Origin of the sequence: Paraburkholderia ferrariae NBRC 106233 (genome assembly GCF_000685035.1) — a bacterium.
Classification (GTDB): domain Bacteria; phylum Pseudomonadota; class Gammaproteobacteria; order Burkholderiales; family Burkholderiaceae; genus Paraburkholderia; species Paraburkholderia ferrariae.
In genome coordinates this window covers 1-1706 of sequence record NZ_BAYB01000086.1, presented here as the reverse complement: position 1 = coordinate 1706, position 1706 = coordinate 1, and the positions used below count along the sequence as shown (strand labels likewise).

The 1706-nt window shown below is 65.5% G+C and carries 1 protein-coding gene; it reads right to left on the bottom strand.

Annotation, left to right across the window (positions count from 1 at the left end; translation table 11 throughout):
* Positions 1 to 1706, bottom strand: a 1706-nt coding sequence (locus BFE01S_RS41675) for a beta strand repeat-containing protein (RefSeq protein ID WP_042340112.1), incomplete at both ends; no start/stop codon positions are given.

The window sequence follows — 1706 nt, the reverse complement described above, 5'->3', positions numbered from 1 at the left end:
GCAACCTTGCTGCTGCCGACCGTCACCGACAGCCCGCTCGTGCCGAGGCCGGAGTGCTTCTCCTGGTACGTCCCGGACGACTGCATCGTGTCCTGCGACGTGGTGATATTCACGTCATGCCCTGCGGCAAGCGCGACGTCGTTCGTCCCGACTATCGTGCTGCCCGTCACGTTGATATCGTGACCGCTGCCGATCGACACGGCATCCGCCGATACCGTGCTGCCCAGCGACTGCGTGAGGGTCGTGTCGCGCGAACTGGCCTCCTGCGTGCCGCTGACCAGGTTGCTGTGCTGGTGCTGCTCCTGCGTGTTGTCCACCTGCGTCGCCGTGGCGGCGCCGATATTCACGTCGCCCACGGCGGCGAGCGTCACCGTGCCCTGGGTGAGGTTGATCGTGCTGCCGGTTACGTTGATATCGTGTCCCGATGCGATGGTCAACGAATCGCCTGCGTTGAGCGTCGTGCCGCTCAGCGCCTGGCCGGAGAAGTGCGTGGTCTGCGCGTAGCTGCCGTGGGAATCGCTGCCGGAGTCGTTGCTGTCGAAGGTCGAGGTCGTGGTCGCGGCCTGCAGCGTCACGTCGCCGTTCGCTGCCACAATGCCGCCACCGCCCAGGTTAATGGTGGCACCCGTCGCCGTCAGGTTGCCCCCCACGCCGATCTGCGATACGCCACCCACATTCACGGTACTGCCGTTTGCAACATTGAGGTTCGTGTTCGACACGCCATTCGCGCGCTGCACGACCTTCTGTTCGCCGCTCTGCACCGAGCCGATATCCCAGTTGCCGCCCACGGCCATGCCGAGATTCCCGCCCACGTTCAGGTTGCCCGCGTTCTGCTCGAAGTTGCCGCCCGTCACGATGGCTGCGTCGCCCGTCACGTTCAGGCTCGCGACAGGGCCCAGCGTGGTCGTGGTGCGCGTGGCACCGGTGGCGCTAACCTGATTGACGGTGTTCGTCGCCGTATTGAGCAGGAGGTTGCCGCCCGTGTTCAGCGCGAGGCTCCCCGCACTCACATTGGCCGAAGTGAAGTTGATATCGCCCACGGTGTTCAGCGACATCTGCCCGCCGCTCCTGAGCGTGCCGAACGCGTCATCGATCTGCTGGCCGCTGATCGACAGCGTATTGCCGGCCTGCACCGTACCGCTGTTCGTGAAGGTCTGCACGTTCTGCAGGTCGATGTCGGTTGCCGCGATGAGCGGCCCGTTCATGGTCTGCTGGCTGGCCGGCGCGAGATAGACGACCGGCACGAGCACCGCCTGCCCGTCCACGATCTCCGTCTGCATGATGACGACGTTCGACGTGAGCGCGGCCACCTGGGCAGCCGACAGGCCCATGCCGAGCGGCAGGTCGAGCGACTGCGCCAGCGAGGCGCCCGAGGCCATCAGCGCTTCATACATCGACTGCGCATCGGTGTAGGGGCCGAGGACCGCTCTGCCGGTCAGCGAGGTGATCTGGTTCTGCACGAGCTGCTGCTCGTAGAGTCCGTCGCCCAGGCGCTTTTCCGTGACCTGCGGGTTGTAGCCCAGCAGGCTCAGATAGTAGTCGCTGGAGAGGAACGAATTCGTGCTGGTGAAGGCCGGGTTGCTCTCGATGAGGTAGGGCGCCCCCGGTGTGGTATCCCGATGGAAGAGCCCTCCCTGCGGAACCGTCAGGTTGTCCAGTACGTTCTGCGCCGTCGCCTGTGCGATGGCCGGATCGACCGTGGCTGC